Genomic DNA, 23799 nt, shown 5'->3' on the forward strand with positions numbered 1-23799 from the left:
AGCCGTTCTTCCTTCCATGCTGTACCCCGGGGCCGGCGAACCCCGGGGTGCGGGACGATGCCGGCGAGCTCGCTCCTCCCGCCGACCGGGGCCGGCCGCGGCAGCGGTGGACGTGTCGCGCGGGGGAGGTCGGCAGGTACGGACACCCAAGGGGCGTGCGGTTCAAGGGAGGTACTGTGATCGAGTGAACGTGTCGACTCGCGGCAGACGGCTGCGGAGCCGAGCCGCCACAGCAGCCTTCGTCTGCGCGATCGCCCTGTTATCCGGCCCGAGTTACGCAGCGCCGGGCGCACCCGGTCCGGGGGACGGCAAGTCGATCGAGGACATCCAGAACGAGTTGAACGGCCTCTACCGCCAGGCGGAGGTGGCCACCGAGGCGTACGACACCGCCGATGTGAAGGCGGCCGAGCAGGAGAAGCGGCTGGCGTCGCTCCACAAGGACCTGGGCCGTACCGAGAACAGGCTGGACGATCTGCACGACCTCGCCGGCGCGGCCGCGCGCACGCAGTACCGCGGGGGCAATCTCGACTCCACCGGCATCCAGTTGCTGCTCGGCGACCACCCCGACCACGCCCTGGACGACGCGGCCCAGGCCCGCCAGGCCCTGCGCAACCTGGTCACGGTGTCCGAGATCCAGCAGACGGCCCGCGCGGAGCTGGACCGGCAGACCGACGCCGCCGCCGCGAAGCTGCGGGAGCTGAGGAGCACCCGCGCGGACAGGGCCGAGGCGAAGCGGAAGATCGAGAAGAAGATCGCCGAGGCCGAGCGGATCGAGGCCGGGCTCAAGAAGGAACAGACCCGCGAGCTGGCCCAGTTGGAGAAGGAGCAGGCGCAGGAGGCCAGGTCCAGGTGGACGGGCCCCGGTTCCGGCGGCACCTCGACCGGGACCGGTTCGGGCGGCGGCCGGACGAAGGTGAGCGGAGCAGCGGGGAAGGCCGTCGACTTCGCGCTGGCGCAGATCGGCAAGCCCTACGTGTGGGGCGCCGCCGGCCCCTCGTCGTACGACTGCTCGGGACTGACCTCCGCGGCCTGGGCGGCGGCCGGGCACCCCATACCCCGTACCTCGCAGGCGCAGTGGCAGGGACTGACCCGGGTCAGCCTGGACTCCGTGCGGCCCGGAGACCTGATCATCTACTACGACGCCACGCACGTGGGCATGTACATAGGGGACGGACAGATCGTGCACGCGCCGCGGCCCGGCCGCACGGTCACGACCGCCCCGGCCGCCTCCATGCCCATTCTCGGCGTCGTCCGACCCGGAGTCTGAGCGGATGACCTACTCACTGACCCCCCGCAACGAGGGAAACCTGCCCGCGCTGAGCGCACCGCCGCTGATCCGGCTCGACGCCTATGTGGCCGAGGACGGGTCGACGGTGGTCAACGGCCATCTGCTGGAGATGGGCGGCACCCGGCCCCCCAACGAGGCGATCCTCGACGCGATCGCCATGTTCGCCCGCACCCTGCGGGCACCGGTGGCGGCCACCGTCATCGACCGCACCGTGCTGCAGGTGGCACGCCTGCGGGTGTACCCCGACGGTTCGAGCCGGACCATCGCCGACGAGGAGGACCTGCCGCCCGGCCGCGAGCGTACCGCCGCGGAGGAGGAGGCGTTCCCTCCGCTGGCCCGTGTCGAACGCATCACCCAGCACGCGCAGCGCGGGGAACTGCACGCCGCGTCCGTCCTCGCCAGCGCGCTGCGGGAGCACCTGACGCTGCGCAGGGGCGCGGAGGACGAACTGGCCCTGGAGGCACGGGCGATCGAGGCGTACCTCGCGTATCTGCGCGGCGACTACATGCTCTCCACCGTCCTCGCGCTGACCGTGGCGCGGATCCGCTGCCGCACCGACCTGAGCCGGGCGGCGCCCGAGGTGGCCCGCGCCACCGCGGCGTGGCAGCGGCTGCTGGACGAGGGTCAGGTGGCCACCCGGGGGCAGGAGCTGCTGCACATGTGGGAGCACCTGTCCGCGGAGGGTTATCTGCGGGAGCCGGCCCACCAGGCGATGGCCCAGGCCGTGCGGACCCGGCTCGCGAGGGGCGACCGTTCGGTACCGGCCCCGGCCGCGGCACCGGCCCTGACGGTGGGCGAGGGGCCGGCCGCCCCCGAGGACGAGCCCCTCAGGCCCACCCGGCGCGGGCTGCGGCGCTTCACCCGGAGGCCGGGCCGGTCCGCCGAGTGACGGTCCCGGGCGGCTCGTCGTCAGGGACGCTCAGTACGCGTGGTGCACCTGCCAGAACGCCCAGGCCTGGCAGGGGCTGCCGTAGGTGGTGTTCATGTAGTTGAGGCCCCACTTGATCTGCGTGGCCGGGTTGGTCTGCCAGTCGGCGGCGACGGAGGCCATCTTGTTGCCGGGCAGGGCCTGGACGAGGCCGTAGGCGCCGGATTCGGGGTTGACCGCGAGGTAGTTCCAGGTGGACTCGTGGTCCACGATGTTGCTGAAGCACTGGAACTGGCCGCTGCCCACGATCTGCGCGGCCATGGCCTTGAGCTGCGCCACGGTGTAGGAGCTCCGCACGGGGAAGCTGGCGGCGGGATCGCCGGCCGCGGCCTTGGCGGCCGCGCGCTCCTGGGCGGCGTTCTTCTTGGCCTGCGCGGCCTTGGCCGCGGCCGCCCGCGCGCTCTGCTCGGCGTCCTTCCGGGCGCTCAGGTCCGCCTGTACGGCCATGGCGTCGGCCTGCTGCGTCAGCGACGCGGTCTGCACCTGCGCCTGCTGCCCCGCGGGCAGGTCCGCGAGCAGGGTGGCGTCGGTCGCCGCCGCCTCCGCGTCGTTGTTCTGCGCGCTGCTGCCCGAGGCGACACCGACGACACTTCCGACAGCGGTGACCGCGGTGGCCGACACCACCGCGATTCCCCGGACCGATATGCGGCTCACGCGCTTCTCTTCCTCTTCGCCCGGGCCACCTGTGCGGCGGTCGACGGAAGTGTCTCGCCCGATGGGCCGGGCGATTGGAACACTCTTGCGTCCCGGCCCGCCCGACGCAATGCCGTGGGGAGTGCGGATCCTCACACCCCTCGCCACACCGGTGCCTCCACGCCACACCCGTCCGAACGCGCGTGCAGGTCAACGGAGTTGTGGCAGGACGCCTGGACATCACCGGTTCGGCCGGGGCGGGTACGAGCCGGGTGTGAATGAACGAACCGATGAACTGTTGACTTTTGGCTTGGTGAGCCAGAGGATTCCCGGAGTGACCCACCATGCGTACGGCCCCGGTGGCCTGTCCGAGACCCTGGACGAGGCCGCACACCGCTGTCTGGTCGCGGGATTCGACGGTACGACGGCCGTACCCGACCCCCTGAAACGGCTCGTCGACCGCGGCCTGGGCGGCGTCATCCTCTTCACCCGCAATATCCGCGACGCCGACCAGGTCCGTGAACTCACCACCACTCTCCGGGAGTTGCGGCCGGATCTGCTGGTGGCCATCGACAACGAGGGCGGCGGCATCGGCCACCTGACCGGTGCCGGCGCCCCCGAGGTGCCAGGCTCCCTGGCCCTGGGCGCCGTGGACGACCCCGCCCTCACGGCCGCCTGCGCCGACGCCCTCGCCGGGCACCTGGCCACACTCGGCATCACCGTCTCCTACGCACCGGTCGCCGACCTCCAGCACCGCCCCGAGAACCCGATCGTGCGCACCCGTGCCTTCGGCGCCGACCCCGACCTGGTCTCCCGGCACCTGCGTGCCTGGATCGCCGCCACCGAGGCGCGCTCCGTCGCCTCCTGCGCCAAGCACTTCCCCGGCCACGGCGGCACGGTCACCGACAGCCACCACGAGACCGCCGCCGACCCGCGACCCTGCGACGAACTGGACCTCGCCCCGTTCCGGGCCGCGATCGACGCCGGCGTACCGATGCTCATGAGCGCCCATGTCGTCTTCCCGGCCCTCGACCCCGACCGTCCCGCCACCCTCAGCCCCCGCATCCTCGGCGACCTGCTCCGCGGCGAACTCGGCTTCGACGGCGTGCTGGTGAGCGACGCGCTGGAGATGAAGGCCATCGCCGACCGCTACGGCGAGGCCGCCGCGGCCCGGCTCGCGCTCGCCGCCGGAGCCGACCAGGTCATCGTCGCCGTACCGCACCTGGAGACCACCCTCGCCTGCCGCGACGCCGTCCTCGACGGACTGCGCTCCGGAGAGCTGGCACCCGAGCGGGTCGAGGAGGCGGCGACCCGGGTACGACGGCTCGCGCGCCGGTACGCCACCCCGCCCGTACCCGCGGAGGTGGTCCCCTGGGACCAGGGCGCCGGGGCGGAGGCCGCGCGGCGGGCCGTGCGGAGCCGTGGCGCGCTGCCCCCGCCGGTGCCGGGCGCGTACCTCGTCGACCTGTTCCCGCCGCCGCATCCCGCCCTGAACTGGGGCGGCGAGGACCTGCTCACCGAAGTGCGGGCCCTGGACCCGGCGGCCACCGGGACGGCGCTGACCGGCGAGCCCGGCGAGGCCGTCGTGGCCGAGCTGCTGCGGGCGGCGCGGGGGCGGCCGCTCGTGGTCGCCGTCTGTGACGCCGGACTGTATCCCTGGCAGCGGCGGCTGCGCGAGACCCTGCTGGCCGCCCGCCCGGACGCGCTGCTCGTTACGACCGGGCTCCCGGAGGGCGAGGCGCTCTGCGCGTACGGGCGGGGGCAGGTCAACCTCCGTGCGGTGGCGGAGGTGTTGACGGGGAACCGGCCGACGGCCGGATCAGCTCCCTGATACCCCGGGCCGCGAGATGGCCCTCGTCCCCGGCCCGCTCCGCCAGGACGATCGCCGGCCTGACGCCTGTCGCGCGCAGGCTCGTCCATGCCTCGAAGAAGGCGCCGCCCGGACCGGAGACCGCGCGGGTGGCGGGGGTGCAGTCCAGGACCAGCGCGGTCTCCCGGACCGGCACCGTACGCCGGCCGCGCAGCTGCGCCACGGTCTCCGCGAGCGCATGGGCGATCGGCTTGGGCCGGCCCGCGGAGTCGAACAGGCCCAGTGTGTATTCGAGTTCGGGGAAATCGGCGAGGGCCCGGTCCACGTCGTGGGAGCACCACCAGGTGACACCCCACAACTGTGCGCAGTCCGCCGCGTTCAGCAGGGTCGCACGGGCGAAGTCCGGGGCGTCGGCGGCCGGGACGTGCGGTTCGGGCGCACCGGTCTCCTGGACCCAGACCGGGCGGGCGGGGCCGACGGCATAGGCCTCGGCGAGCTCGGTGCCGTACTCGGCGAGGTGCCGCACCTGGGGGGAGCGGGGGCCGTAGCGGCGGGCGCAGTCACCGGAGAACACCCAGGGGTGCACGGTCGTCAGGTCGCCCTTGCGGGCCGAGGCCTCCGGGGTGAACGGGTGGTCGTCGCCGTACCAGGCCGCGTCGTACGCGGAGTGGGTGACCAGTCCGACGCCGTCGCCGAGCCCCTCCCGTGCCGCCGCCAGCAGGGTGTCCAGGTAGTGGTCCACCTCGGCGACCGTCACCGGGTTGTGCTCGACCAGGTTGTTGAGCTCGTTGCCGAGCTGGAGGCCGATGAGGTTGGACCGGCCGGTCAGGGCGCGGCCGAGGGTGCGCAGCAGGGTGGCCTGGGCCGCGACGGCCTCGGGATCGGTGAACACGTTGCGGTGGTGCCAGCTGCGCGTCCACTCCGGGTAGAAGTCGAAGCTCGACAGATGGCCCTGGATGCCGTCCACGAGGACGTCAAGGCCGAACTCGGCCGCCAGATCCACCAGTTGCACCAACTGCTGCACGGCGGCGGGGCGGATCAGATGGCGGTTGGGCTGGAGCAGCGGCCACAGGTGGAAGACACGGACGTGGTCGAGGCCCAGTCCGGCGATCTGGGCCAGGTCCGCGCGGATGTGGTCCGGATCGACGTCGTGCCATGCGTGGAACCAGCCGCGACGTGGGGTGTAGTTGACGCCGAAGCGGAGTTCGGGGACGGGCGGGGGCGTGCTGATGGCGTCCTCCTCGGGGCCTCGGACACTCCTCGGTCCTTGCCTGTTGCGAATGTATCAACCACCATGGACGACAATGAATAGTGATTTGAACCCGAGATCGAGATGGGTCGTCGGGATCGACGCCGGCGGCACCCGGACCCGCGCCGTCCTCGCGGACGCGGACGCGGACGCCGGTGACGGACGTGTGCTCGGGGAGGGCGTGGCCGGGCCGGGCAACGCGCTGACCGTGTCGGCACCGGAACTCACCGACCACCTGGCCGAGGCCGTCGCGTCGGCCGTGCCGGAGGCGGGTCGCGCGCGGGTCGCCGCAGTGGTCGGCGGCTTCGCGGGGGCCGCCCGCGCTCCCGAGGAGGAGCCGGGGCGGGCGCGGGCGCGGGCCGCTCTGACCGCAGCGCTGAACCGGCTGGGCATCGGCACCGCGGCGGTCGAGGTCTACAGCGACATCGAGGCGGCCTTCGCCGGGGCACCCGGACAGCCGGCCGACGGACTCGCCCTGGTGGCCGGCACCGGTGCGGTCGCCGCCCGGATCGAGGGGCGCGTCCTGGTCGCCACCTCCGGCGGGGACGGCTGGCTGCTCGGCGACGACGGCGGCGGGTTCTGGATCGGGCGCGAGGCGGCCCGCGCGGCCCTGCGGGCGGCGGACGGGCGGGGCGAACCGACGGCACTGACGGCGATGGTCGGACAGGCCCTGGGGATTCCGGACCGCGTACTGCCCCTGGGCGGCAGCGGGCCCGGGCCGCCCTCGGCCGACGGCGGCCCGGCGGTATGCGCGGTCGACGGGGGACCGTCGCCACGCCCGGCCGACGGCGGACCATCGGTACGCCCGGCTGCCGATGGGCCGTCGGCACGGCTGACCCATGGCGAGCGGCAGGCGCGGCCGGCCCATGGCGAGCGGTCAGTGCGGCCGGCTCACGGTGGGCGGTCGGTGCCGTCGGCTCACGGCGGGCCGCCCGTGCCCCCGGCCGACGACCGCGTATGGGCGCCCGCGCTGCGGGCCGCCTACCGGGCGTACCTGCTGCCGGCCGTGATGGACCGCCCGCCCGTGCGGCTGGCCGATCTCGCGCCCCTGGTGCCACGTGCGGCGGCCCGGAAGGACGCGGTCGCCGCGGCAGTTCTCCGGGACGCGGCCGCCCATCTGGCCGCGACCGTGGCCGCGTTGGGGCCGCGTCCGGGTGAGGCCCTGGTCGTCACGGGCGGACTGCTCGCCCCGGAGGGCCCGTTGCTCACCCCGCTCGCCGAACGACTCTTTGACCTCGACCTCACGATCACCCCGGTGCCGGACGGCCGCACGGGCGCCGTGGCGCTCGCCCGGCTCCTCGTCGCCGGCCGCTGACCTGCGGAGGCCCCGTGACCACTCCCACCTATCGCATCCCGACCGCCCCCCTCGACGACCGGGTCGCCGACCTCCTCTCCCGGATGACCCTGCGCGAGAAGGCCGGCCAGCTCAACCAGCGGATGTACGGCTGGCACGCCTACCGCCGCACCCCCGACGGCAGCTTCGAACTCACCGACGCGCTGCGCGCCGAGACCCACCGCTGTGCCGGACTCGGCGCCCTCTACGGCCTGATGCGCGCCGACGCCTGGTCCGGCGTCGGCCACGGCACCGGACCGGGTGCCGACGACAGCGCCGAACTCGCCGACCTGGTCCAGCGGCACGTCCTGGACAGCAGCCGCCTGGGCATCCCCGCCCTGTTCGTCGAGGAGGTCCCGCACGGACACATGGCCCTCGACGGCACGGTCCTGCCGGTCAACCTCGCCGTCGGTGCCACCTGGGACCCCGGCCTGTTCGAGCGGGCCGCCGCCCACGCCGCCGCCGAACTCCGCGCCCGCGGCGGCCATCTGGCCCTCGTCTCGGCCCTGGACATCGCCCGCGACCCGCGCTGGGGCCGCACCGAGGAGTGCTTCGCCGAGGATCCGTACCTCGCCGCACGCCTCACGGAGGCCCTCGTCCACGGCATGCAGGGCGACCGCGGCGAGTTCTTCGCCGCCGACAGGGCGCCCGTGGTCCTCAAGCACTTCGCCGGACAGGGCGCCACCGTCGGCGGCCGCAACTCCGCCGAGTCCGAACTCGGTCTCCGTGAACTGCACGAGATCCACCTGCCCGCCGCACGTGCCGGTGTCCGCGCCGGGGCCGCCGCCGTCATGGCCGCGTACAACGAGGTCGACGGGATGCCCTGCGCGGGCAACCGCGCGCTGCTCACCGGGATCCTGCGGGAGAGCTGGGGCTTCGACGGGCTGGTGATGGCCGACGGCCTCGCGGTGGACCGGCTGGCCCGGATCACCGGCGACACGCTTTCGGCGGGTGCCCTCGCCCTCAACTCCGGTGTGGACCTGAGCCTCTGGGACGAGGGGTTCACGCGGTTGGCGGAGGCGGTGGGGCGGGGACTGGTCGGGGAGTCCGTTCTCGACGCCGCCGTCGCCCGGGTGCTCCGGCTGAAGTTCCGCCTCGGCCTCTTCGAGCGGCCGTACACCCGCCGGACACCGCTGCCGGACGGCGGCCGGGACCTGAGTACCGCACTGGCCCGCCGCTGTGTCACCCTCCTCCACAACGACGCGGGGGTCCTGCCCGTGGGACCCGAGGTCCGCCGGATCGCCGTCCTCGGTGCCCATGCCTCGACCACCGCGCACCAACTCGGCGACTACACCGCGCCGCAGCACCCGGGCACCGGAAGCACCGTCCTGGACGCGCTGCGCCGGCTCGCCCCGCCCGGCGTCGAGATCCACCAGGGGGAGGGCCCGGCCGACCTCGCCGTCCTGGTGCTCGGCGGCAGCAGCGCCCGCACCCCCGGCACCGAGTTCGACGCCAACGGGGCGGCCCGCACCGCCGCCCCGCAGACGACCTGCGGGGAGGGCGTCGACCTCGCCGGACTGCGGCTCCCGGCAGACCAGCGGGCCCTGTTCGAGACGGTCACCGCGGCCGGCACGCCCACCGTGGTCGTCCTGGTCCAGGGCCGCCCGCACGCCGTCCCCGAGCCGGCCGGCCGGGCCGGGGCACTGCTCACCGCCTGGTACCCGGGTCCCTGGGGCGGCGACGCGATCGCCGAGGTCCTGCTCGGCCGCACCGAGCCCGCCGGCCGGCTCCCCGTCTCCGTCCCCCGGTCGGCGGCCCAACTCCCCGTCTACTACAACCACAAGGACACCGAGTACGGCGGTTACGCCGACGAGAGCGCCGAGCCGCTCTACTCCTTCGGCCATGGCCTGTCGTACACGTGCTTCGGCTACGGCGAGCCGCGTCTGTCGGGGCGCACCGTCGAGATCGACGTCACCAACACCGGTGCGCGGCACGGGCGTACGGTCGTCCAGCTGTACATCCGCAGGCTGCGTCCCGCCAGCTGGCCGCGCACCCTCGAACTCCGCGCGTTCGAGGGGGTCGAGCTCGCCCCGGGGGAGCGCCGTACGGTCGTCCTGCGCCCGGCGGTCGACGAAGCCGTCGAGATCAGGGTCGGCGGCTCCGCGCGCGAGGCGCTCGCCGCGACCCCGCTCGTCGTGGATCAGAGCTTCACGGCACCGGCCGAGACGCCCTTGTAGAACCACCGCTGCGTGATCACGAACAGCACCAGCACCGGGACGACGGAGATCACCGACCCGGCCATCACCACCCGCTGGTCGTAGCCGAAGGACGAGCTCTGCAGCCGGGACAGGCCGAGCGTCAGCGTCATGTGGTTCTCCGAGCGCAGCACGATCAGCGGCCACAGGAAGTCGTCCCAGGCGCTGATGAAGGTGTTGACGACGACCACCATGATCGCGCCCCAGGCGGAGGGGAGGTAGAGGTGCCGGAAGCGCTGCCACTCGTTCGCGCCGTCCAGCATCGCCGAGTCCTCGATCTCGCGCGGGACGGCGAGGAACGCGCCGCGCATCAGCAGGACGTTGATGGCGCCGACGAACCCGGGCAGCCACACCCCCACCAGGTTGTCGACCAGGCCCAGGTCGCGGATGCTCAGGAACAGCGACACCATGATCGACTCGAAGGGGAACATCATCGAGGCGACCAGGACCACCCAGACCGCCTTGCGGCCCTTCCAGCCGGGTTTGGAGAGCATGTAGCCGGCGGTGGTGGAGAACACCAGCTGGCTGGCGACGGAGAGGACCACCACGAGGAGGCTGTTCCTGATGTACGTGGCCACCGGCACCTGCTCGAACACCTCCCGGTAGGCGCGCAGCGTCGGGTGGTGCGGAAGCAGGCTCGCGTTCCGGCCGAAGACGTCCTCGCCCGTGCCCTTCAGGGAGGCCAGGAACTGCCAGAGCAGGGGACCCACGGTGAGGCCGAGGACGAGCAGCAACAGCAGGTAGCGGACGACGAGTTCACGGGGGCGGCCGTACTCCCGCCAGCGGGGCAGCAGGCGCCGGGGCTTCTCGACGGCGGTCGTCATGCCTCGTCCTCCTTGGTGAGCCGCTGTGCCAGCAGGGTCAGACCGAGCGTCAGCACGAACAGGGCGACGCTGACCGCCGAGCCGTAGCCTGCGTTGCCGGTCAGCGGGTCCAGGCCGACGTCCCGGATGTAGAACGGCAGGGTGCGGTCGGCACCGCCGGGTCCGCCGGTGGAGCTGCCCAGCATGTAGATCTCGGTGAAGACGCGCAGCGAGCCGATGCCGGTCAGGGTGCCGACCAGCATCATGGCCTGCCGTACGCCCGGGACGGTGATGTGCCAGAAGCGGCGGGCCGGTCCGGCGCCGTCCATCGCGGCGGCCTCGTGCAGCTCCCTGGGCACGTTCCCGAGGGCGGCCAGGTAGAAGACCATGTACCAGCCGAGGCCCTTCCACAGGGTCAGGCCCATCGCACAGAGCAGGATCAGCCAGGAGTCGGACAGGAACGGGATGGCCGACCTGATCAGGTGGGCCTTCTGGAGCCAGGTGTTGACCAGCCCGTCGTCGGCGAGCAGCCACTGCCAGCTCAGGCCCACTACCACGCTGGAGGCGAGCACCGGGGTGTAGAAGGCGGACCGGAAGAAGCCGATACCGGGGAGGTTCTTCTCCACCAGGACGGCCAGCAGCAGCGGGAGCAGCACCATCAGCGGGACGACGATCAGCGCGTACAGCACGCTGTTGCGGGTCGCCAGCCAGAAGTCCGAGTCGCCCAGCATCCGGGTGTAGTTGTCCAGGCCGACGAAGCCCGCGGCGCCGCCGAGCGGCTTGGCGTCGGTGAACGAGAGCAGCAGGGTGTTGAGGAAGGGGAACACCCCGAAGACGACGGCACAGCCGATCGCGGGCGCCGTCCACAGCCACGGCAGCCACCAACGGCGGTACATCGCGGCCCCGTTGGCGCCGGGTGCGGGGCCGGGCAGCAGCCGGCGCAGGCGAGCGGCGGCGGTGCCCGGAGCGGTGGCGGTCCGCTCCGCCCCGGGCACCGGCACCGGACGGGCGGTGTCGGTCGTCACGCTCAACCCGCCTGCTTCAGCAGCTCGTTCGCCTTGGCCTGGGCGTCCTTGACCGCCTGCGCGGCGCTCTTCTTGCCCTGCATGGCCAGCTGCACCTGGGCCACGATCGCGTTCTGTACCGCCGGGGAGAGGTTGGTCTGGTAGGCGGTGGCCGTCTTGAGCTGTTCGGCGACCAGCTTGCGGGCCTCGGAGAAGGGGTCGTTCCCGGACACCTGCTGGAAGAACGGGTCGTCGAGGGAGGCCGTGGTCGTCGGGAAGATGACGACGTCCGGGTCCTTGCACCAGGCCGTCTGGTTCTCCGCGTTGGTGAGGAACTCGGCGAACGCGAGCGCCACGGGGGCGTGTTTGCTGGTCGCGGCGACGGATATGTACTGCGGGGCACCGGTGGTGTGGCCCAGTGCGTCGAAGGGCTGCTGCCCGACGCCCGTCCTCGCGTACACCGACGGGCTGTTCTGCTTCACGAAGCGCACGAAGCTCGGGTTCGTCGATCCGTACGCCACCTTGCCCTGGCTGTACAGCGTGGACGGGTCGTTGCTGGAGGACAGCGAGTCCTTCGGCATCGCGCCCTCCTTGTACAGCTTCGCCATCCAGGCGACCCACTGCGCAGTCCTCGGATCATTCGCGAAGACCGCGGACTTCCCGTCGTCGGAGAGCGTCTTGATGTTCATCTGGTCCCAGTCGGCCGGGATCCGCCACACCGGGTTGGCCATCGTGGCGAAGTAGGCGCCCTTGGCCGCCTTGGCGACCTTCTCGTAGTCGGCGAACAGACCGAAGACACTGCTCGGCGCCTTCGACGTGTCGACGCCGGCCTTCCGGAGCAGGTCCGTGTTGTAGGTCAGCACGATGCCGCCGGTGTACCAGGGGAGCACGGTGTGGACGGTCGCTCCCGAGGAGTCCGTCATGGTGCTGGACTTCCAGAACGCGGGCACGAACGGCTTCGCCGCGTCCGGGTCCTTGACGCCCAGGTTCAGCAGGTACCCCGCCTTCGTGAGGGCCGTCGCCGTCTCGGAGTTGAGGTTGATGACGTCCGGCAGGGTGCAGGCCTGGGCGTCCGCGACCGTACGGGTGGTGAACGTGTTGTCGCCGGGGTCGTCGATCCACTTGACCGTGGCACCGGGGTGGGCCTTCTCGAAGTCCTTGATCACTCCGTTGAAGAACGCCCCGAAGTCTTTCTTGAGGTTCGTGGTCTGGAAGGTGATCTGGCCCTTCACGTCCCCGGTGAGTTTCCCGGAGCCGACGTTTCCCTGGTCCACCTTGCAGCCGCCGGCCGTCGCGCCTTTGCCGCCCGACCCGCCCGACAGCCCGCAGCCCGCGGCGGTCAGGGCGAGGACGAGGACGCCCGCCATGGATCCGGTCAGTCTCTTCGCACGCATGGTTGCCCTCCTGCGGCCGCTTCCGGATGGTTCAAATCACCAACTTGCAGCCTGGTTGATGAAAAGGTGGACCAAAATTCATCGGAGGTCAATGGTTTCCGTGTTGCGTTTCGGTTCCGTGCGCCGACGCGGGGGGCTCAGTGCCGGTGTTCGTGGTCCGGATGCGCCGGGTCGCCGGGGTGCTCGTGCCCGGCCGTGTACTCGACGCCGGCCCGGGCCCGGTCCAGCCAGTCGAAGAAGGCCTGGCGTCCCCGCGCCCGCCGCAACTCCCTTGCCACGTCGTCCCGTACGCGCTCGAACGGCTGGAAGTCCCCGGCCGCCGCCGTCGTGAAGGCGTCGACGCCCCGCCGTAGCGCGTCCTTGGTGAGGAAGCGGTCCCGGTTGCGGACGTAGTAGTCCCGCACCGCCTCCTCCGGCACCCGCTGTTCGGCCTCCAGGGCGGCCAACAGGGCGCGGGCGGCGGGGGAGTGGGCGAGCGCCACCGCGACGATGCTGCCCAGGTCGGCGACATCGGTCCCGGACACGGCCAGGACGCGCTCGGGGGAGACCTCCCGGGGCGGTGCGAGGCCGCGCTCCACGCAGGCCCGCCGGGCGAGTTCGTCGGTGACGACGACCTGCGTCGCCCACCGCCTGCGCTGCCGCTCGGCCCGCGCGAGCGCCTCCTGGCGCGGTCTCTCGCGGTCCCGGGCCGGAACGGCCGCCAGCAGCGCGTCCACCCGCTCCGCCGGCACGGACGTCCCGTCCACCACCGCCGCCTGCTCGCTCACGGTGTCACCTCCAGTACGACCGCCTCGGTATAGGCCACACACCCGTGCCAGGCGACCTTCGCCATCAGCCAGTACGCCCCGGACTCCACCGCCGTGGCGTCCACCTCGATCCCGCACTCCAGCGACTCCCCGCCGGCCACCGTGAACCCCTGGCAGCCCGGGGCCACGCCGGCCCAGGTCCCCCACGAGGACACCGCCCACAGGGTGCCGTGGACCGGCCCACGGGTCGGGTTGCGCAGCACGACCGGGACCGTCATCCGCTCACCCCGGCGCACGGCGATCCGTTCGACTCCGAGGCGGGCCAGCAGAGTCGGCCCGGTCCGCCCGTCCGGCTCGCCCTCCGGCACGGCCCCCGGCACATCGACGGCGACCACGTCCTCGTACGCCTGCCCGTCCCGGACCAGTCGTGCCGCCAGCCAGTACCGGCCGGGTGGGGTGTCCGGCGGCGGGGTGAGCGTGACCTCGGTGAGGGTGAAGCCGCCGGGGCCCAACGCATAGGGGAGGGAGGCGGGTTCGGCCGTCCAGCCGGGCGGGTGCCGGAGGCCGACCGTGCCCGCTGCCGGGGCGTCCGTGAGCTCCGAGGAGATCCGCAGGGTCGCGGTGACGGGTCCCGAGGCGGTGAGCACGGACGGCGAGAGGTGGACGGCGACCGGGAGGTTGCCGCGCGGCGCGGGCCCGGAGTTGTGCAGCCAGTAGCGGGTGGCGACCGGCTGGGCGGGTTCGTGCGCGGCGACCCCGGGACCCGGCGCGGACGGCGCGTTCCCGGGAGCCGCCCGTACCGTGGCCACCTCGAAGCCGCCGAGGTCGAGGCCGAGTGCACCGCGGTCGGGGACGAGCGGCTCTCCTGGCGTCTCCAGGACGTCCGTCCGAGTGCCCGCCGTCCAGGGCAGGGGCCCGGTGATCCGGGCCCGCACCGGTCGCCCGTCCACCTCGTGCAGCCGTACGACGACCCCGTCCGCCGGATCCGCGGCCGCCGCGCTGCCGCGCGCGAGGGGCGCACCGCTCGGCTTCAACGCGTCCAGCAGCACCCGGCCCTCGGGTTCGAGGGCGAGGAGGGTCGCGGTGCGCGGCAGGCTGCCCGGTGCCTCGGCGGGCCGCCGGATCCGGGCCGTCAGCGGGTGGTTGAAGGCATGCCCCGCCCGCGGCAGCCCCAACTCCCGCCAGTCGCCCGTACCCGCGACCACGGCGTAGTCGAACGTGTGCGACCAGCGCTGGAGCTGGAACCCGGATCCGTCGGGCGCGGTGCGGCGGGGCGGATCGACCCAGATGCCGGAGGGCCAGCCGGTGCAGGACCGCATCAGGGACATGTACAGGTCACCGGAGGGGGTCACCACACAGCCGGGCGTGCCCCGGTTGAGGACGGCGAAGCTGCGCCCGTCCCAGGCGTCGCCGGGCGGCAGCGCCTCACCGCGCCCCGCCGCCGTGGCCCGGACGACCGCGTCGTCCAGGTCGGCGATCAGCGCGTCGACCGCCTTCGCGTCGTCCTCGGCGCCGGCCACGACCAGCAGGGGCAGCTGCTCCAGTTCGCGAAGATCGGCGCCCGGTACCCACTCCTCGCGCAGTGAGGCGCGCGGGGCCACCCAGACGGCCGCGAGGCCGCCCCCGGCCAGCTGCCGGTCCACCTCCCGAGCGGCCGCCGGATCCCAGCCGAGGGCCTCGGCGACCACCGGGTTGCGATCCGGGCCGCCCACGGCGATCCGGATGTCGGGCAGGTTGGAGTCCACCTCCAGGTCGCCGTAGCGCGGACCGTCCGCGACCGTCGACGTGGCCGTGACACCGGCCCGCACCAGGGCCGCCGCGAGCGGGGTGCCCAGCTCGCCGGCGGTGTCCCAGTCGGCGTAGACGAGTTCGGCGACCCCGACCGCCCGGTGCCCGAGCAGCCGGCCGGTGTCGTCGTGCACGGCGATCCGGGCCGTCGAGCCCAGCCCGAACCAGGTGTTGGCCGGATTGTCGAGCGTCCACGGGAACCGTTCGCTGTCCACCTCCACGAACCCGAAGCCACGCCCGATCACCGCGTCCGCGACCTCGTGCACCGGCAGCCCGCCCTGCACGTCCGAGGGCCAGCGCACCCGGATCAGCCGGTCGGCGCCGTCGTACCCGTCGATGCTCGTCGTCACGTCGAGCCGGTCGACCCCCGTCCACAGGGTCAGCCGCTGGGTGTACCGGAAGAGCCCGAGGTCACCGCGGACGGTGATCCGCGACCCGGCGGGGGAGTGCTCGACCGCGACGTCCGCGGTGACGTCCCGGCTCCGGGCGGCGGTCGTGCCGGTCGGGGTGAGATGCCAGGGCCCTTCGCCGAACCGCGGATGCCGGGGGTACTCCTCCTGTACGACCAGTTCGTTGCCGAGGTCACCGGGGCGCAGCAACTCCCGTCCGTCCTCGGTGAGCCGGCGCAGCCCGCAGACCCCGCCGCCGCGCACCGGGTCGACGGTGACCTCGTAGAAGTCGTTGCGGATGGCGAACCCTTCGCCGGGTGCCCACCCGGGTACCGAACCGTCCGCCAACGAAAGGGTCTTGAGACCCAGTCCCGGGACGTCCGGTACGACGACCCGGAGCCGGCCGTCCTCCCGGACGGCCGGCAGCGGCAGGCCGGTGAGGTCCAGCGGCACCAGGCCGCCCGGGTCGTCGACCGTGAGCACGTCCCGGCGTCGCCGGCCGGCCGCGTTGAAGACGACCAGGTCCGGGGCGCCACCGGGCAGCGGGACGACCGCGCGGGCCAGCGCGTCGGTGGCGTCGGCGTGCACCGTCTCGGCCAGGTCGTACAACTCCCGCCAGCCGGTGAGGAGATCGATGTACACCTGGTCCGACTCCGAGCCGGTGATGGCATCGTGATGGGCGCCGTAGAGCAACTGCCGCCAGGCCTTGTCGAGCGCCGCCTCCGGGTAGGGGTGCCCGGTGACGAGGGAGGCGAGGGTCGCCCAGGCCTCGGCGTCGGTCAGCAGGGTCTCGCCGTACCGCTGGGCCTGCTTGGTGTCGACGTAGGAGACGTCCTTGCCGGTGTAGACCGGGTTCATGTCCCGGGTCTGCGGCGAGGCGGTACGGCCCTCGGCGGCCAACTCGGCGCGCACGGCGGCGAAGAAGTCGCGGGGGACGGCGCTGACGAAGCGCGGCCAGACGTACCGCTCGTTCCAGTCGCGGTGGATGGCCGTCACCCAGCGGCAGGGCGGAGCGTAGTCCCCGCCGACCGGCAGCAGCACGTTCCTGGTGAGCGCGACCTTCTTCAGCCCCTGGAACAGCTTGAGCGCGGCCGCCTCCGCCTCCGGCAGGGTGGGTGCGTTGTCGATCGCCCAGCCGGCGCCGTAGTGGTTGACCATGTAGGCGGTGAGCAGTCCGCGCCCCGAGGGCGCGATCCAGCTGAACTCGGCCGGGAACTGCATCCGCCCGGGATCGCGCGGCTCCTCGCCGAAGACGGAGAGCGTCGGCCCCCACTGGTGGAACGGCCCGCGGGCCCAGGAACTGGAGGTGATCCCGGCGTCCGCCATCAGCCCGGGGAACTGCGGATCGTGCCCGAACGCGTCCAGCTGCCAGGCGGTTTCGGGCGCCGCGCCCATGATCCGGCGCTGGAAGCCGTCCCCGTACAGGGCGTTGCGCACGGTGGCCTCGGCGCCGGTGAGGTTGGTGTTGGGCTCGTTGTAGGTACCGCCCATGATCTCTACGCGTCCGGAGCGGATCAGCTGGCGCAGGAACGCCCGCTCCTCGGGGAAGGCGTCCCAGTAGGGCTTGAGGTAGTCGACCTCCGCGAGCACGAAGGTGTACGCGGGGTCGCGGCGGGCCAGGTCGCAGTGGGCGCGTACCAGGCTCATCCCGGACTGGCCGCGCGAGTCGAAGGTACGGGCGGGCAGACCGCTGCCTTCCGGGTCGTCGGCGACGTCCCAGGTCTCGGTGTAGGCGGCCTGGGTGTTCCACCAGACGGGGTCGTAGTGGAAGTGGCTGACCATGAACATGGTCCAGCCGGGCTCGGCGGCCGTGAACTCGGCGGCGTGACGCAGGAGCCGGCCCGCGCCCGCGTCCTCGACGGTCACCGTGACCGTGCGGCGGTCGCCGGGCGCGAGCCGCTCGGCGGACACGGGGACCTCGGCGCGTACGGTCCCGTCCGCGTCGGCGACCGCCCGGTTCTCGCCGACGCTGCGGACCCCCGGCCCCTCGACGCCCAGCAGTACCGGACGGCCCGGGATGTGCTCCACGTGGACCGTGATCACTTGCAGCGGTCGCTCGGGAGTGCCGGTGAAGAGCTCGGTCGACTCGACAGAGGTCACACGCATGGGGCTCCTACGAGTGCTCGGCGGAGCCCCATCCTGGCATCGAGTGGTGGTTCAATCAACCATGCATGTTAGTCATTGATGGTTCATCCATGCAGGAGGTGCCATGCGGGGACGGCGTCGGCTCACCGGGACCGGCGGGACTTCACCGTGTGCTGTCCGGCGATGTGGTCGGTCAACGCCAGTGAGGCGCTGGCCCGTTGGTAGGAGAGCTGGGCGACCCGGACGTACAGGCAGTCGATGAGGACCAGTACCGAGTGGCGGGCGCCGATGATGCCGGTGGGGAAGCTGGTCTCGGAGGTGGAGGAGATGAGCCGGATGTCGGCGGCGCGGGCGAGCGGGGACCGGGGGTCGGCGGTGAGGGCGATGGTGGTCGCGCCGCGCTCCTTGGCCGTCTCGAACGGCTCGGTCGTCTCGCGGGTCGCCCCGGAGTGGGAGATGCCGATCGCGACGTCGGCGGGGGTGAGCAGGGCGGCCGAGGTGGCGGCGGCGTGCACCTCGGTCCAGCCGCGCACCGTACAGCCGATCCGGAACAGCCGGGTCTCGGTCTCCTGTGCCACCGCGCCGCTGCCGCCCACGCCGTAGACGTCGATCCTGCGGGCCCGGGCCATGGCCTGCGCGGCCCGCTCGACCGCGTCCAGGTCGATCCGGTCCAGGGTCTGCTGGACGGCCCGCAGGTCCGCGGTGCCGACCACCTTCACGACCCGCTCCAGGCTGTCGTCAGGGGAGATGTCCGGGCCGATCTCGGCGGTGCCCCAGTCGGAGACCTCGCCGCGGCCCCGCTCCTGCGCGAGCGCGATCAGCAGGTGCTGGTAGGAGTCGAGGCCGATGGCCCGGCAGAACCGGGTCACGGTCGCCTGCGAGGTGCCGGTGCGGCGGCCCAGCTCCGCGGCCGAGCAGTGGGTGACGGCGGCCGGATCCTCCAGGATCAGTTCGCCGACCTTCCGCAGGGAGCCGGCCAGGCGCGGCAGCTCGGTCCGGATGAGTGTGGTGACGTCGGTCGAGGGCATGAGGAGAAGGTATCAGCCACCCTTTGAGCGGTCTGGTGAATACCAGGACCGAAAGGACGCGGCATTGCACTGCGTACGGCGCGCATGATTTATTGATTCATCGAAAGCGGTGTAGTTGGGGTGGTTCAATCCATCCGGTCGTACCCGGCAGTGGGGAGTGCGCACGTGTCCGTCGAGTCCGCCAACGAGTCCGGCACCGGCCCGGTGAACGCCGAGCGCTTCGCCCGCGAGGGCCTCGCCGCCCTCCAGCGCCTCACCGGGGCAGCCCGCGACGACGTCACCCGGGCCGCCGCACTGATCGCCGACTGCATCCGCGCCGACGGGGTCGTCCAGGCCTTCGGCACCGGGCACTCCCAGGCCATGGTCCTCGAAGTCGCGGGCCGCGCGGGCGGGTTGGTGCCCACCAACCGGATCAGCATCGCCGACCTCGTCCTCTACGGGGGCGAGCACCCGAGCGTCCTCGACGACCCGCTCCTGGAGCGCGAGCCCGGCGTCGCCGCCCGCCTCTACGAACTCGCCGCCCCGCACCCCCAGGACCTCTTCGTCGTCATCTCCAACTCCGGGGTGAACAACGTGATCGTGGAGATGGCCCTGCACGCCAAGGAGCGCGGACACCGGCTCCTCGCCCTGACCTCCCTCGCCCACACCAGGGCGGTCCCGGCCGGCCACCCCAGCGGCAGGAAGCTCGCCGACCTGGCCGACGTGGTCCTCGACAACGCGGCTCCGCGCGGTGACGCCCTCCTCGAACTCCCGGGCGGCGGCGCGGTCTGCGCGCTGTCCACGCTGACCGGGGTGATGCTCGTACAGATGGCGGTGGCCGAGGCGGCCGGCCTCCTGCTCGCCTCCGGAGACCGCCCGCCGGTCTACGTCTCGGCCAACGTGCCCGGCGGCTTCGAGGGCAACCTGGAACTGGAGAAGCGGTACGCCGGACGGATCCGGCGCACCGCGAGCTGACCTGGCGTCGTCGTGGCGGAGGGCCGGCGAGACCGCCGGCCGGTCGTCACGTCGGACACCGAGCTGGACACGCCCATCGGACAGGCGTTCGGCACAGCCGTCGGCGGATGCTCCTCGGCACCCGCCCGCCAGGCGCCGACGTGCGGCGGGAGACCCGCCGTCGTCGGCGTGACCAGCAGGCCGAGACCGGCGGCGAAGGCGGGTTGCGCGGGCGGGTTCGGGGCCGGTCCTCAAGGGCGCTGCCCGATCGGTCTTCGGATCGGTTCGCCGGATGTGTCGTGCGGTGTCGGTCGATCCGGCCTCGGCTCAGCTGCCTGCACCTCTGCGGGGCCGGCGGTGGTGTGCTCGCGCCTGGGCCCGGGCTGCCTCGGCGAGGGCGGGCTGGAGGCGGCGGGCGGCGTCCACGTGGTCGCCGGTCCAGATGATCCGGACCGCGACGGGCGTGGCCCGTCCCTGCGCGTCGCTGAGTTCGGTACGGACGGACTCCACGAGCCGTACCGCCTCCTCGGCCCGGAGCGGGACGACGTCGGGGACGGGCGACCGGTCGCAGAGGCTCGCCGCGAAGACGTGGTACCAGTCGGTGACCAGGGACGTCGAGCCGAGGACGGCACGGTGGGCGTCGGCCCGGACGGCCTGGGAGCGGGCCCGGTCCTCGCCCTGCCACAGCGAGACGACGGCGTCGGCGGCCAGGCGCAGCCCGACGACCCCGGTGACGAGGGTGGTCGTACAGGACAGCGACAGCGGCTTGGCGCCGCGTTCGGCGAGATAGCTGCGGAACGCGTCGTCCAGACGGCGGGCGGAGGCCGCCGCCACCCGGCCCCGCGGATCGGGGCCGGCGGGGCGGCGCGGGCCCAGGGCGTAGTCGACGGCGCCGCCGAGGTAACCGGCGCTGTCGTGGTAGGCGTCGGCGAGAGCCCTGTGTACGGCGGCCCGGGCGCCGCGCGGCCAGAAGAACACCGCCACCAGGACGCTGACCAGGCATCCCAGCGCGATGTCCTGGACGCGCAGCAGGGCGATGTGCCAGTTGGGGTCCTGGCCGATGTTGAAGAGCACCACGAGCGTGACGGTGAACGCGGCCTGCCCGGCGGCGAAGGAGATGACGGAGGGCGCGATCCCGGCGCACAGGATGGCCACGGGCAGCACGAACCACAGAGCCGTGCCGTGGTGGCCGATCAGACGCAGCAACCCGGCGCCGATCACGGACCCCGCCACGGTGCCGGCCACGGCGCGCACCGCGTTCTGCCCGGTGCTGAGCGCGTTGGAGCGCAGCACGGACAGAGTGCCGAGCAGCACCCAGAAGGAGTGCCCCACACCGGTCACCCCGGCCAGGAACACGGCGATGCCGAGGCCGACGGCACCGCGCAGACTGTTGTGCAGCCACACCGAGTCGGGCTGGAGATGGGCGACGGCCCGCTCCCGGGCGGCGGCCAGGGGCGCGGCCAGCGCGCCCGGCTCACGGCCGAGGAGCCGCTCCGGCCAGCTGCGCTGCCAGGCGGTGGCCGCCGCGTCGACGTTGTCGGCGATCTGCAGCACGGCGAAGCCGAGCTCCTGGGAGCGGAAGGACACGTCGAGCGTGGCGATGAACCCGTAGACCTCCGCCGTACCGGTGCCGCCCGGATGTTCGGCGGGCACCCGGACGGTCGAGCTGTGCTCCATCCCGGCCAGGGCCGTCCGCAGCCTCTCCTCCCGGGTCCGCAGCGGACCGGTGTCCCCGTTCAGGTCCGTGAGCAGGTCGCAGGCCGCCTCCAGGACGTGGGCGGCGGCCCGGCGCACGGTGTGCGCGGCCGGATCGCAGCCCGGGGGCTCGTCGGTGTACTCGGACCGGTCGACGAGGATGCCGCACAGCCAGGTCAACTCGTCCACGAGCCGGACCAGGGCACGGGAGGTCGCGGACAGACCGGTGGGGCGGTGCGGGGTGGCGTCGAAGGCCTCGCGCAGCTCCGCGCCGACCTGGGCGGTCTGCTCCGCACCGGCCCGGCACCGCTCGGCGTCGGGCAGCGGACCGTCCGGGCCCGGCAGCGAGGCACGGATGCGCAGATACCCGGCGGCGGCACGGCAGACGGCGGCCGCCGGGGCGCTGAGATGATCGGCGACCGGGCGTGGCCACAGCAGGGCGACGGCAGGCAGCGCCACGGCCGCCGCCAGGCCCGCACCGGCGAGCCTGGCGGGCAGCTGGGACAGCGGCACCGGGGCGCTGACCGGCAGGACGAAGGCCAGCAGCAGCGCCGTCGAACTGCCCGCCAGGACCGAACTGACGACACCGGCGAAGAGGACCACGAACCCGATCACGACCGTGGCCGCCACGGCGAGCCGGAGATCCCGGCCGGCCAGCGTGCCGGCGCAGATCAGGACCAGCCAGGCCACCGCGAGCGCCGCCTGTGCCCGCAGCCGCTCCACCATCGGCCCGGAGTAGTCCACCAGCAGCAGCATCGAGAACGAACCGAACGCGGCGTAGCTCGCCATCGTCGGGGAGTGCAGCACCTCGGTGCACAGGGCGAACAGGGCGGGCATCACCAGCGCCGTACGCGCCGCCCGCCTGGTCGCCCCGAGGTCCGGGTCCCTGCCGCGCAGCCACCTCACCCAGCGTGGTGCCCGCCCCGACATGTCCGCCTCCCGCAGGCCCCGGGCGGCCGACCCCGCCGCCGCACCGCGCACACCACCCATATGCGGCCACCGCCGGGCCGTCCGCAACATTTGCCGGGGCGCGGGACTCCCCGAGCGGGCCGGTGCGCCCGCGTGGGGGAGAAACGCCGTTTCCGGGGACGACGGTCACGGTAGCGTCGGCGAGGTGAGCGCTCCCGGGACGACGATCCGAGCCGCCGTACCCGCGGACTCCGCCGACGTGTACCGCCTCCTGGCCGGATTCGTCACGAGCCACCGCCCCGACCGCGCGGTCTTCGACGGCACGACCTTCCCCCTGGTCATCGCGGCCGCGGCCGACGGCCAAGCCGAGTTCCTGGTCGCCGAGCACGGCGGGCGGGTGGCCGGATACGTCCTCGCCGTACGCATGCCGACCCTCTTCGCGGGCGGCACGGTCCTGGAACTGCTGGAGCTCACGGTGGACGTCCCGCTGCGCGGCCGCGGCACGGGCTCCGCACTGGTCCGGGCGGTGCAGACGCGGGCGCGGAAGGCACACGACGTGGAGGTGACGGTGCCGACCCGCAGGGCTGCCGTGTTCTACCGCGGCCTGGGCTTCCACGAGACGGCGGCCTACCTCAAGTGGCCCACCGGATGACCTGCCCCCGCCGGCAGCGCCCCGGCTCAGCGCACCGGGAAGCCGAACGTGTACCCCTGTTCCCTCAGCCACGGCAGCACCTCGCGGAGGGCTGCCACCGTCTCGGAGCGGTCGCCGCCGGCGTCGTGGAAGAGGATGGTCGGCCCGTTGGGCATCTCCCCCTCGACCGTGGCGACGATGGCGGTCGTGCCGGGGCGTTCGAAGTCCTTCGAGTCGACGTTCCAGCCCAGCGGACGCATGCCGTGGGAGGCGGCGACCTTGCGGCTGTACGGGGTGAAGGCGCCGCCCGGGGCGCGGTAGTAGAGCGGCCGTACGCCTCCGGCGGCCTTGGTGATCATGGCCTCGGCGTCGAGGATCTGCCGGGACTGGTAGGCCTGCGGCTTGGTGTCCATGGTGACGTCGTGGGAGACCGTGTGGTCGCACAGCCGGTGCCCGGCCGCCACCACCGCCTTGACCAGGTCCGGGTGCGCCTGCGCCTGCGGTCCGATCATGCAGAACGTGGCCTTCACGCCGTACTCCTTGAGGACCTGCAGCACCTCGGGGGTCCAGACCGGGTCCGGTCCGTCGTCGATGGTGATGTTGACGCCCCGGGCGCCCCGGTCCGAGGCGTGCGCGATCTCCACCGACACCGGGGCCGCCTTCGGAGCGCTGTGGTGCGTCGAAGTCCTGGCTTCCGCCCGCCCGTCGACGGGACCGGCCTGCGCGGTCCACAGCGAGGCGGCCACGGTCACGGCTGTGACCCCGAGCGCCGCCGCGGCCACCTGGCCGTACCATCCCCGTCCGCCGTGCCGCGCCATGTCCGCCTCGTTCCCTGTCGTTGAGCCGACCTCGTGCACCCGTCAGGACGGAAGGCGGCGGGCACCGGATCCGTTCGTCACCGATCACGGACAATTCCGCGAGGGTTCTGCGACAGGCTCCCTGCGAGGCCTTTAACGCG

18 protein-coding genes are annotated in these 23799 nt (G+C 73.2%); 8 read left to right on the forward strand and 10 right to left on the reverse strand.

Translation table 11 applies throughout. The features are described from left to right. Positions 1 to 184: 184 nt before the first annotated feature. Complete coding sequence (locus IEZ11_RS07335; RefSeq protein WP_229712857.1) at positions 185 to 1267, forward strand: C40 family peptidase; 1083 nt, start codon at positions 185 to 187, stop codon at positions 1265 to 1267. Positions 1268 to 1271: 4 nt separating this feature from the next. After that, the gene (locus IEZ11_RS07340; protein WP_189261797.1) at positions 1272 to 2177 is read left to right on the forward strand and encodes a hypothetical protein; all 906 of its coding nucleotides are present in this window, start codon (positions 1272 to 1274) and stop codon (positions 2175 to 2177) included. Between the two features lie 30 nt (positions 2178 to 2207). On the opposite strand, the gene IEZ11_RS07345 is transcribed toward IEZ11_RS07340, so the two are convergent. Beyond that, entirely contained in the window at positions 2208 to 2870 is a 663-nt protein-coding gene (locus IEZ11_RS07345; protein WP_189261798.1) for an aggregation-promoting factor C-terminal-like domain-containing protein, read from the reverse strand. Between the two features lie 313 nt (positions 2871 to 3183). Here IEZ11_RS07345 and IEZ11_RS07350 point away from each other — a divergent pair, with 313 nt between their 5' ends. Next, complete coding sequence (locus IEZ11_RS07350; protein ID WP_189261799.1) at positions 3184 to 4680, forward strand: glycoside hydrolase family 3 N-terminal domain-containing protein; 1497 nt, start codon at positions 3184 to 3186, stop codon at positions 4678 to 4680. Here the strand turns inward: IEZ11_RS07350 and IEZ11_RS07355 are convergent. Then, positions 4616 to 5626, reverse strand: a complete 1011-nt coding sequence (locus IEZ11_RS07355) for a glycoside hydrolase 5 family protein (protein WP_373294849.1) — start codon at positions 5624 to 5626, stop codon at positions 4616 to 4618. The two genes, IEZ11_RS07350 and IEZ11_RS07355, sit on opposite strands and share 65 nt — an antisense overlap. Between IEZ11_RS07355 and IEZ11_RS52375 the strand changes: the two genes are divergently transcribed. From IEZ11_RS52375 to IEZ11_RS07365, 3 genes are all read left to right on the forward strand, one after another. Beyond that, positions 5606 to 5971 (forward strand): hypothetical protein, encoded by a 366-nt coding sequence (locus IEZ11_RS52375; protein ID WP_373294850.1) that lies wholly within the window; start codon positions 5606 to 5608, stop codon positions 5969 to 5971. The genes IEZ11_RS07355 and IEZ11_RS52375 overlap by 21 nt on opposite strands. 4 nt (positions 5972 to 5975) lie before the next feature. Continuing rightward, a complete protein-coding gene (locus IEZ11_RS07360) occupies positions 5976 to 7223 on the forward strand; it encodes a BadF/BadG/BcrA/BcrD ATPase family protein (RefSeq protein WP_229712858.1) in 1248 nt (415 codons plus the stop codon). Between the two features lie 83 nt (positions 7224 to 7306). Further along, the gene (locus IEZ11_RS07365) at positions 7307 to 9418 is read left to right on the forward strand and encodes a glycoside hydrolase family 3 N-terminal domain-containing protein (RefSeq protein ID WP_373294873.1); all 2112 of its coding nucleotides are present in this window, start codon (positions 7307 to 7309) and stop codon (positions 9416 to 9418) included. On the opposite strand, the gene IEZ11_RS07370 is transcribed toward IEZ11_RS07365, so the two are convergent. The 6 genes from IEZ11_RS07370 to IEZ11_RS07395 form a co-directional block, all read right to left on the reverse strand. Continuing rightward, a complete protein-coding gene (locus tag IEZ11_RS07370; RefSeq protein WP_189261802.1) occupies positions 9382 to 10260 on the reverse strand; it encodes a carbohydrate ABC transporter permease in 879 nt (292 codons plus the stop codon). The genes IEZ11_RS07365 and IEZ11_RS07370 overlap by 37 nt on opposite strands. Then, positions 10257 to 11135, reverse strand: coding sequence for a carbohydrate ABC transporter permease (locus tag IEZ11_RS07375; protein WP_229712919.1), 879 nt, complete (start codon positions 11133 to 11135; stop codon positions 10257 to 10259). The genes IEZ11_RS07370 and IEZ11_RS07375 overlap by 4 nt, the downstream gene beginning before the upstream one ends. Positions 11136 to 11266: 131 nt before the next feature. After that, the gene (locus IEZ11_RS07380; protein WP_189261804.1) at positions 11267 to 12637 is read right to left on the reverse strand and encodes an extracellular solute-binding protein; all 1371 of its coding nucleotides are present in this window, start codon (positions 12635 to 12637) and stop codon (positions 11267 to 11269) included. 137 nt (positions 12638 to 12774) lie between these two features. Next, on the reverse strand, positions 12775 to 13404 hold the full coding sequence (locus IEZ11_RS07385) for a peptidyl-prolyl cis-trans isomerase (RefSeq protein WP_189261805.1): 630 nt from the start codon (positions 13402 to 13404) through the stop codon (positions 12775 to 12777). After that, entirely contained in the window at positions 13401 to 17666 is a 4266-nt protein-coding gene (locus tag IEZ11_RS07390) for a glycoside hydrolase family 38 N-terminal domain-containing protein (RefSeq protein ID WP_189261806.1), read from the reverse strand. Before IEZ11_RS07390 ends, IEZ11_RS07385 begins: the two co-directional genes overlap by 4 nt. 122 nt (positions 17667 to 17788) lie before the next feature. Further along, positions 17789 to 18673, reverse strand: a complete 885-nt coding sequence (locus tag IEZ11_RS07395; RefSeq protein ID WP_189261807.1) for a MurR/RpiR family transcriptional regulator — start codon at positions 18671 to 18673, stop codon at positions 17789 to 17791. 165 nt (positions 18674 to 18838) lie between these two features. Here IEZ11_RS07395 and IEZ11_RS07400 point away from each other — a divergent pair, with 165 nt between their 5' ends. Beyond that, positions 18839 to 19627: a sugar isomerase domain-containing protein gene (locus tag IEZ11_RS07400; protein WP_189261808.1), complete on the forward strand. Its 789-nt coding sequence runs from the start codon at positions 18839 to 18841 to the stop codon at positions 19625 to 19627. 306 nt (positions 19628 to 19933) lie between these two features. Here the strand turns inward: IEZ11_RS07400 and IEZ11_RS07405 are convergent, their stop codons facing one another. Further along, positions 19934 to 22291, reverse strand: a complete 2358-nt coding sequence (locus tag IEZ11_RS07405; protein ID WP_229712859.1) for an FUSC family protein — start codon at positions 22289 to 22291, stop codon at positions 19934 to 19936. Positions 22292 to 22415: 124 nt separating this feature from the next. Between IEZ11_RS07405 and IEZ11_RS07410 the strand changes: the two genes are divergently transcribed. Then, positions 22416 to 22862 carry a GNAT family N-acetyltransferase gene (locus IEZ11_RS07410; protein ID WP_189261809.1) on the forward strand — a complete coding sequence of 149 codons (447 nt, stop codon included), beginning with the start codon at positions 22416 to 22418 and terminating at the stop codon, positions 22860 to 22862. Between the two features lie 26 nt (positions 22863 to 22888). On the opposite strand, the gene IEZ11_RS07415 is transcribed toward IEZ11_RS07410, so the two are convergent. Further along, positions 22889 to 23659 (reverse strand): polysaccharide deacetylase family protein, encoded by a 771-nt coding sequence (locus tag IEZ11_RS07415; RefSeq protein WP_189261810.1) that lies wholly within the window; start codon positions 23657 to 23659, stop codon positions 22889 to 22891. Positions 23660 to 23799 lie beyond the last annotated feature (140 nt).

Source organism: Streptomyces fuscichromogenes (assembly GCF_014645815.1).
In the GTDB taxonomy this organism is placed as follows: Bacteria; Actinomycetota; Actinomycetes; order Streptomycetales; family Streptomycetaceae; genus Streptomyces; species Streptomyces fuscichromogenes.

Bases quoted from the DNA above. Each gene is read 5' to 3' on its own strand.
- IEZ11_RS07340 (WP_189261797.1), top strand. From the start codon at position 1,272: ATGACCTACTCACTGACCCCCCGCAACGAGGGAAACCTGCCCGCGCTG.
- IEZ11_RS52375 (WP_373294850.1), top strand. From the start codon at position 5,606: ATGGCCCTGGATGCCGTCCACGAGGACGTCAAGGCCGAACTCGGCCGC.
- IEZ11_RS07365 (WP_373294873.1), top strand. From the start codon at position 7,307: ATGACCCTGCGCGAGAAGGCCGGCCAGCTCAACCAGCGGATGTACGGC.
- IEZ11_RS07370 (WP_189261802.1), bottom strand. From the start codon at position 10,260: ATGACGACCGCCGTCGAGAAGCCCCGGCGCCTGCTGCCCCGCTGGCGG.
- IEZ11_RS07375 (WP_229712919.1), bottom strand. From the start codon at position 11,135: ATGTACCGCCGTTGGTGGCTGCCGTGGCTGTGGACGGCGCCCGCGATC.
- IEZ11_RS07380 (WP_189261804.1), bottom strand. From the start codon at position 12,637: ATGCGTGCGAAGAGACTGACCGGATCCATGGCGGGCGTCCTCGTCCTC.
- IEZ11_RS07390 (WP_189261806.1), bottom strand. From the start codon at position 17,666: ATGCGTGTGACCTCTGTCGAGTCGACCGAGCTCTTCACCGGCACTCCC.
- IEZ11_RS07395 (WP_189261807.1), bottom strand. From the start codon at position 18,673: ATGCCCTCGACCGACGTCACCACACTCATCCGGACCGAGCTGCCGCGC.
- IEZ11_RS07405 (WP_229712859.1), bottom strand. From the start codon at position 22,291: ATGGGTGGTGTGCGCGGTGCGGCGGCGGGGTCGGCCGCCCGGGGCCTG.
- IEZ11_RS07415 (WP_189261810.1), bottom strand. From the start codon at position 23,659: ATGGCGCGGCACGGCGGACGGGGATGGTACGGCCAGGTGGCCGCGGCG.